Source organism: Streptomyces sp. NRRL S-1022 (assembly GCF_000720135.1).
GTDB lineage: Bacteria > Actinomycetota > Actinomycetes > Streptomycetales > Streptomycetaceae > Streptomyces.
In genome coordinates, this window is the sequence record NZ_JOIU01000114.1 from 1 (window position 1) to 504 (window position 504).

Consider the following 504-nt stretch of genomic DNA (forward strand, 5'->3'; position numbering starts at 1 on the left):
GAGGCGAACCAGTGGCCCGAGGACGTCGTCGACTACTTCGGCGACTTCTCGGCCGGCGGCGACGAGTGCCACATGGCCTTCCACTTCCCGGTCATGCCGCGGATCTTCATGGCCGTACGGCGGGAATCCCGCTACCCGGTCTCCGAGATCCTCGCCAAGACCCCCGCGATCCCGTCCAGCTGCCAGTGGGGCATCTTCCTGCGCAACCACGACGAGCTGACCCTCGAAATGGTCACCGACGAGGAACGCGACTACATGTGGGCCGAGTACGCCAAGGACCCGCGGATGCGCGCCAACATCGGCATCCGCCGGCGCCTGGCACCCCTGCTCGACAACGACCGCAACCAGATCGAGCTGTTCACGGCCCTGCTGCTGTCCCTGCCCGGCTCGCCGATCCTCTACTACGGCGACGAGATCGGCATGGGCGACAACATCTGGCTCGGCGACCGCGACGCCGTCCGCACCCCCATGCAGTGGACACCCGACCGCAACGCCGGCTTCTCG

At 67.5% G+C, this 504-nt stretch carries 1 pseudogene; it reads left to right on the forward strand.

The window, feature by feature from the left end:
- Positions 1–504: pseudogene (locus IG05_RS0141075) on the forward strand (alpha-amylase family glycosyl hydrolase); the annotation flags it as partial.